At 73.0% G+C, this 7054-nt stretch carries 6 protein-coding genes; 2 read left to right on the forward strand and 4 right to left on the reverse strand.

Annotation, left to right across the window (positions count from 1 at the left end; translation table 11 throughout):
* The 4 genes from E1281_RS35300 to E1281_RS35315 form a co-directional block, all read right to left on the reverse strand.
* On the reverse strand, positions 1 to 2736 hold a 2736-nt coding region (locus tag E1281_RS35300; protein ID WP_131884045.1), incomplete at its 3' end, for a hypothetical protein.
* 160 nt (positions 2737 to 2896) lie between these two features.
* Entirely contained in the window at positions 2897 to 3100 is a 204-nt protein-coding gene (locus E1281_RS35305) for a PspC domain-containing protein (RefSeq protein WP_131884046.1), read from the reverse strand.
* 201 nt (positions 3101 to 3301) lie between these two features.
* Complete coding sequence (locus tag E1281_RS35310; RefSeq protein WP_131884047.1) at positions 3302 to 3979, reverse strand: HAD family hydrolase; 678 nt, start codon at positions 3977 to 3979, stop codon at positions 3302 to 3304.
* Entirely contained in the window at positions 3976 to 4626 is a 651-nt protein-coding gene (locus E1281_RS35315; protein WP_131884048.1) for an MBL fold metallo-hydrolase, read from the reverse strand. Before E1281_RS35315 ends, E1281_RS35310 begins: the two co-directional genes overlap by 4 nt.
* A gap of 104 nt (positions 4627 to 4730) precedes the next feature.
* Between E1281_RS35315 and E1281_RS35320 the strand changes: the two genes are divergently transcribed.
* Positions 4731 to 5798: a phosphotransferase family protein gene (locus E1281_RS35320; RefSeq protein WP_131884049.1), complete on the forward strand. Its 1068-nt coding sequence runs from the start codon at positions 4731 to 4733 to the stop codon at positions 5796 to 5798.
* Entirely contained in the window at positions 5795 to 6910 is a 1116-nt protein-coding gene (locus E1281_RS35325; protein ID WP_131884050.1) for a hypothetical protein, read from the forward strand. The genes E1281_RS35320 and E1281_RS35325 overlap by 4 nt, the downstream gene beginning before the upstream one ends.
* Positions 6911 to 7054: the final 144 nt, after the last annotated feature.

The raw sequence follows: 7054 nt of genomic DNA on the forward strand, positions 1-7054 counted from the left end.
CTCCAGGGGCGGCAGGTCGGGGCCGGGCCGGCCGACGAGGATGATCCGGGGGGCGAGCCAGAGGAGGAAGAGGGCTTCGGCGCCGGCCTCGTTCTCGCCGTCCACGATGACGACGTCGAAGGACCCGGGGGTGGGCGGCACGGTCTCGGGGATGCGCCAGAGCGGGAGGATCCACGCGGGGACGACGTCGGACGGCGCGCCGGAGGACGCGGGGGCGGCGCCGAGCGCGGCGGCACGGGCGCGGGCGGCGGTGAGGTCGGCGCGGACGGCCTGGAGGCGCGCCTCGGCGTCGGCCAGGTCGGCGCGGAGGCGGTCCTCGGCCGGGACGGTCTGCCGGGACGCGTTCCGGGCCCAGCCCCAGGCTTCGTCCCAGCGGGGGGTGCGGGTGGCCCAGACCTCGTCGCCGTCGGTGGCGATCATGAGGTTGGCGAGGTCGGGGTGGACCGCCCGGACGCGGGCGAGGAGTTCTTCGCAGCGGATCTGGCGGGAGCGTTCGTGGCGGGTCTCGGCCAGGGTGCCGAGGGCGCGGCCGTAGGCGGCGGCGTCGCGGGCGTCGATGGCGTCCAGGGCGGCCCGGAGTTCGGGGGGATCGCGCTCGTCGACGGGGCCGATCGAGTCGCGGAGGGCGGCGAGGTCGGCGGCGGCGCGGCTGACGCCCAGCCCCTCCAGGGCGTTGCGCAGGGCGGTGACGTAGCCGTGCCACTGGTGGGGGTGGCCGAGGGGGACGCTCAGGGCGGAGCGGTCGAGCAGCCGCCTCGTCTCGTTCACGGCGGCCATGGCCTCCCGGACGCGGGCGAGGCGGGCGTGCGCGCGGACGAAACGGGCGATGCGTTCGGTGGGCGGGAGGTCGGCGGGGAAGGAGATGCCGGCCGCCTCCCACACGTACTGGAGTTCGCGGCAGGTGATCCGCACCATGAGGTCGGTGTGGACGAGGTCGAGCAGTTCGGGCGTGGTGGGCGCGGCGCCGTCCACCTTCACCGTGGTGAGGAGGGGCTCGGCCTGGCGCTGCGCGGAGGAGCGGAGGGGGCCGCGTTTGAGCGCGCCGCCTCCGGCCAGGTACGCGCGGAGGTCATGGGCGGCCGCGGCGAGGCCGCGCAGGTCCGCGTCGCCGGGGAGTTCGATCCGGTGGCCGCCGATCTCCGCCAGGGCGCCTTCGGCCCATTCGGCGCGGGCCGTCATCTCGCCGACCCGCGACCAGATGAGCGGACGGCGATCGGCGAAGGCGTCGCCGAACGCCTGGGCGGCGAGGTCGGCGGCGTTCCAGCCGCCCGGGTCGCCGTCCAGGCCGAGGTCGCGGAGGGCGGAGGCGACGATGGAGGCGTTGCCGTCGAGGCGGGCGAGGAAGGTGACGTCGGTCTCGCGGAGGCGCTGGGACAGGTCGGTCTTGGAGCGTTCGGCGCGTTCGGCCGCCGCGGTCTCCGCCTCGATCAGCGTGCGGACGTAGGCGGAGCTGGGCAGCGCGCCCGGGTCGACGTCGCGCTGCTCCTTGCGGGCCTTGCGTTCGGGGGTCTCCTCCGCGAGGAGGACGACGAGCTCCGCGGCCTCGGACCGGGAGATCGGCGGGCTGGGCGGCATCTCGGGCCGGATCGGCATCCACGCCAGGTCCGGCGACTCGGCGCGAAGACGTTCGCGCCGGTCTCCGGTGTCCTGGCCGGCGCTCTCGCGGAGGCGCCGGCCGATCTCGGTGACGTACCGGGCGGCGGCCTTCTCCCGCTCCGCCAGCTCGTCCAGGTCGGGGGCGTCGCCGCCGACGATCTCGTCCGCCGCGGCGCCGGCCGCGGCCGGGTCGGCGACCGCGAGATCCGCGATGCCGGGCGGGAGCGCCGCCCGCAGCGCGTCCGACGCGGTGGCGCCGGACGTGGCGACCAGCACCCGGTGGCCGCGGGTGAGCAGGCCGGCGAGCAGGTCCGGGACGGTCTCGGGCGCACGTTCGGGCACGTGCATGACGTGCGCCTTCCTGGCCGGCGACACGAGCCGCGCGAACCCCTCGGGCACGCCGCCGGACAGGTGGTCGAGCAGCGTGGCGTGGTAGTCGGCGACGGCACGGTGGCCGGCGGGACGGACGACGAGGGCGGGCGCGAGCCGCAGGCACGGGACGGGCGACGGGGCGTCCGCGCCGGGCGCCCAGTCCTCGCGGTAGTCGGCGGGCGTGTGCAGCGCGGCGGAGCACCAGGTGCGCAGGACGTCCTTCACCGAGGCGTTCAGCCCGAACCCGTGCCCCGCCCGCACCGCGTCCGACACCCGGTCCGCGGGCCGGTAGCCGGGATGGCCGGACAGCAGGTCCCGGTCGCGCAGGCTCGTGCGCCCGGCGAGGACGACGTCGACGCGTTCGGTGCGCTCGTCCACCACGATCCGCACGGGCGTGTTCAGCAGGTGGTCGTGGACGGCGGGGCGCCAGGCGAGCAGGCCGGTGGCGAGCACCACCTCCCGCCCCGCCAGGTCGCGCAGGATCCGGTACCAGTTGCGCAGTGCGAGCCAGCCGTCGAACTCGTCCAGCACGACCGGGGGCGTCAGCGGGATGACCGGCACGCTGAACAGGACCTCGCCGGGGCCCGCGTCCGTCTCGACGTAGACGTCGCCGGGCAGCTCCGCGAGCCAGTGGACGTGGTCGTGCCCGGCCAGGTCGCGGGACGGGCGCCGGCGGGCCCGCGCCAGATCGCGCAGGAACCGCAGCAGCCGCGCCGCGTGCTCGGACTCGCGCGCGGACTCGTCCACGCCCCCGGCCGGTTCAGGCACCGCGGCTCCTTCCCTTCCCACGGGGGAACGAACCTTCACATCACCGGCCGTCCGCCCGGGCGGAGCCCTGGCGCTCGGCCGGACGGCGAAGGTCCGATGGTGGTGCCACGATCTAACACCTCCGGGCGGGCCCGGCCAAGCGCTATCAATGATCTTGCGGTCAGCGGGTGCCCGCCAGGTGGCGGTCCTCGTTCGGCATCATCACCCAGAGCACGAGGTAGACGACGAACTGCGGACCCGGCAGCAGGCACGACAGCACGAACAGCAGCCGGACGGTCCCGGCGGACATGCCGAACCGGCGCCCGAGACCGGCGCAGACGCCTGCGATCATCCGGTTGCCGCGTGGTCGAATGAGGCCGTTCATGGGTTCTTCTCTCCCCGAATCGCCGAGCCGTGAACGTGGTCGCGGTCGTCGCGTCCACGTTCTCCACGCTACGAACCGGACCGCGGCGCCACATCCACCGTCCGGACTGTTCCGGTCCCCTACCGCGGGATTAGGGGATCATCCCTAGGGGTTCGCTCCGGCGAGGTCGCTCTTCCGGGGGACCATCCGGACCCCGCGAGGTCAGGCGGCGTTGTGGTCGGCGACGAGTTTCGGGAGGGCGGCCAGGTCGTCCAGGACGAACAGGCAGCCGCGCAGCGCCTCGTCGTCCCGCTGGATGTGGCCCCACGGGCCGCGCCGCAGGAACGCCGCCTGCATCCCGAAGGCCAGCGCCGGCCGGATGTCGTTGTCGATGCGGTCCCCCACGTACAGGACGCGGTCGGGCAGGACGTCCGCGAGCTGCGCGCAGCGCTCGAAGAACTCCTGCGCCGGCTTCTGGACGCCCCACACGTCGGAGATCCCGACGACGTCGGCGTCCAGTCCGAGCGCCGCCATCTGCGCGGCGGCCTCCACGGGCTGGTTGCCCGCGATCCCGACGTAGAGTCCCTGGCCGCGCAGCCCGGACAGGCAGGCCCGCGCGTCCGGGTACAGGTCGTCCGCCCCGAACCCGTTGGGCACGCCCGCCGCCGCGCGCCTGCGCTCCTCCTCCGCCAGGTCGAACCCCGGCCGGAAGTAGTCGAGGAGGTCCCTATGGGTGCCGCCCGTCGCGAGCAGCGCGCCCAGCTTGGCGAGGAACGTGTGCCTCGGCACGCCGAGCCAGTCGGCCCAGCGCCCGTAGATCTCTCCTTCGTTGATCAGCGTCTCCCCGATATCGAGGAAGACGGCCTGGACGGGGCGGGGGGTGTGGAGGTCTCCGGTCACGGGCCGACCAGGTCGACCGTCGCGCCGGGCGCGATGCGGGTGAACTCCTTGCCGATGTCCTTGCCGGCGCCCGCGAGGAAGTTGTTCATGACGTTGACGCCGATGTCGTTGAGCAGGCCGTCGTGGATGGCGAAGGCGCGTCCGGGGTCGACGGCCCGCGCGTAGTGGTAGAGGTCGGCGACCTTCATCCAGGGCGCGTTGCCCGGCAGGCACAGGGTCGGGACGGGCTCGGACGGGACGGTGAACGCGTCGCCGGGGTGGAAGACCTCGCCGTCCAGCATGAACCCGACGTTCGGGATCGGCGGCAGATCGGGGTGCAGGATCTCGTGGTCCTCGCCGTAGACGTGGACGTCGAATCCCGCGACCGTGACGGCGTCGCCGTGGCCGACCTGGTGGACGCGCCCGCCGAGGTCGGCGAGGGACTCGGCGACGACGCGGGACGTCCACACCTCCAGCGCGGGACGCTCGGCCATCGCGGCGCGGAGGGCGTCGGCGTCGAAGTGGTCGAAGTGCTCGTGGGTGATCAGGACGGCGTCGGCGGAGGCGAGGGCGCCGGACGCCTCGCTGAACGTGCCGGGGTCGATGACGACGGTGCGGTCGTCCTTGGTGATCTGGACGCAGGCGTGTCCGAGCTTGGTGAGGCGCATCGGGCGATTTTTTCACGCCGGGCGCCCGCGCCCATTGACCGCCCCCGCACCCGTTGATAGAACACGTTCTAATTCGGGGCGCGATCCGGCGCAAGGAGGCGGCGATGCCCGTTCCCGACCAACGTGACTCCGAGCTGACCCGGCACAGTCTGGCGGACTGGCTCGGCCGGCACCTGCCCGGCGTCCGGATTCCGCACGTGGACACCCCGCAGACCAGCGGCTTCTCCAACGAGACCCTGATGTTCGACGCCGAGTGGACCGACGAGGACGGCACGCCGCACCGGGAGGCGTTCGTGGCGCGGGTCGCGCCGGTGAAGTACCAGATCTTCCCCGAGCCGCGGTTCGCGGAGCAGTACCGGCTGATGCGGATCCTGCACGAGCGCACGTCCGTCCCGGTGCCCCCGATCCGCTGGTACGAGCCGTCCGAGGACGTGCTGGGCGCCGCGTTCTTCGTGATGGGGCGCGTCGACGGCCGCGTCCCGACCGACATGCCGCCGTACCACATGGACGGCTGGGTGACCGAGGTCGCGCCGGACGAGCGGTCCGCGATGTGGTGGTCCACGCTGGAGATCCTCGCGGACGTGCACCGGCTGGACGTCCGCGAGCTGGACCTCGGCTTCCTCGACCAGCCGGCCTGGGGCGCCTCCGGCCTCGACCAGCGGCTCAACTACTACGAGCACTACCTGCACTGGGCCTACAAGGGGCCGCAGGAGACGGCGCTCAAGGCCCTGGACTGGCTGAAGGCCAACCGCCCCGACGAGCCGGACGACCCCGTCGCGCTCTGGGGCGACGCCCGCATCGGCAACGTGATCTTCCAGGCGGGCGCTCCGGCGGCCGTCCTCGACTGGGAGGGGGCGGTGCTCGGCGCCCCCGAGGAGGACCTCGCCTGGTTCATGTTCCTCGACCGCCACCACTGCGAGGGCGTGGGCGCCGCGCGGCTCGACGGCTTCCCGTCGTACGCCGAGACGATCGCGCGCTACGAGGAGCTGCTCGGGCGCCCGATGCGGAACATGGCGTACTACGAGATCCTCTCCGGCTTCAAGTTCTCGGTGGTCATGGCCCGGATCGGGCAGGCGATGATCGACTTCGGCTGGATCGACGAGACCGCCGACTTCCCCTACAACAACAACTGCACGCAGCTGCTCGCGCGCATCATGAGAGGAGAGCCGTGACGCTCTCGCCCCTCGACGACTATCCGGTCCACCAGGCACCCGAGGTGATGCGGCACGTCACGACGTCCGACCGCAACTTCTACGACCGCTACTACTTCAACGTCCACCCCTGCTCCGACGAGATGATGATGCTCATCGGGATCGGGCAGTACCCGAACCTCGGGGTCATGGACGCGTTCGCGGTCGTCCGGCGCGGCCCGGCGCACAAGGTCGTCCGGGCGTCCCGCGAGCTGGGCGCCGACCGCATGGACACCACGGTCGGCCCGTTCCGCGTGGAGGTGATCGAGGGCCTGAAGCGACTCAGGGTCGTCCTGGACGAGAACGACCCCGTCACAAGCGAACACGGGCTGGCGTTCGACCTCACCTGGGAAGGGGCGATCCCCGCCACGCTGGAGCCCCCGCACTACCTGCGCTGGCAGGAACGGGTCATGTTCGACTCACGGCGCATCGCGCAGACCGGCCGCTGGACGGGCACCATCACGGTCGACGGCGAGACCATCGACGTCACTCCCGACCATTGGTGGGGCTCCCGGGACCGCTCCTGGGGCATCCGCCCCGTGGGCGAGCCGGAACCGCCGGGCATCCAGGCCAACAACGCGGGGACGTTCTACTGGCTGTACACGCCGATGCAGTTCGAGGACCACTCGATCCTCTGCATCGTCCAGGAGGACGAGAAGGGGCGCCGCGTCCTGGAGGAGGCCACCCGGGTCTGGCCCGACCGCGAACCCGAGTACCTCGGGCGCCCCGAGTACATCCCCGTGTACGCCGAAGGCACCCGCGAGGTCGTCACCGCCACGCTCCGGTTCGCTCCGCCCGGCGGCGAGGCGTTCGAGATCCGCGCGACGCCGATCCTGCCCGTCCACCTGATGGTCGGGACCGGCTACGGGCTGGAACCCGACTGGAAGCACGGCATGTACCAGGGGCCCGACCTCAAGGTGCAGGGCGTCGCCTACGACACGCGCAAGCCCGACGACGCCGCCCGCATGTGGGGCATGGTCGACGCGGTCGGACGCTACGAGTACGCGGACGGCGCCCAGCCGACGGACGCCGCGACCGGCTACGGCCTCTATGAGTACTGGGCGCTCGGCCCCCACCCGTCCTTCCCGGAGTGAGGGCCCGTGGTGAGGGCCCGTGGTGAGGGCCCGTGGTGAGGGCCCGTGGTGAGGGCCCGTGGTGAGGGAGCGTCGTGAGGGAGCGTCGTGAGTGATCGGCACCGCCGCCGGTCTGGAAGACTTGCGGTCGTGACGACCCCGCCC

The sequence above is a fragment of the Actinomadura sp. KC345 genome (assembly GCF_004348515.1).
Lineage (GTDB): Bacteria > Actinomycetota > Actinomycetes > Streptosporangiales > Streptosporangiaceae > Spirillospora.

What these genes read in the sequence shown, in the direction of transcription:
- E1281_RS35305 (WP_131884046.1), bottom strand. Translation starts at nt 3,100, where the DNA reads ATGAACGGCCTCATTCGACCACGCGGCAACCGGATGATCGCAGGCGTC.
- E1281_RS35315 (WP_131884048.1), bottom strand. Translation starts at nt 4,626, where the DNA reads ATGCGCCTCACCAAGCTCGGACACGCCTGCGTCCAGATCACCAAGGAC.
- E1281_RS35320 (WP_131884049.1), top strand. Translation starts at nt 4,731, where the DNA reads ATGCCCGTTCCCGACCAACGTGACTCCGAGCTGACCCGGCACAGTCTG.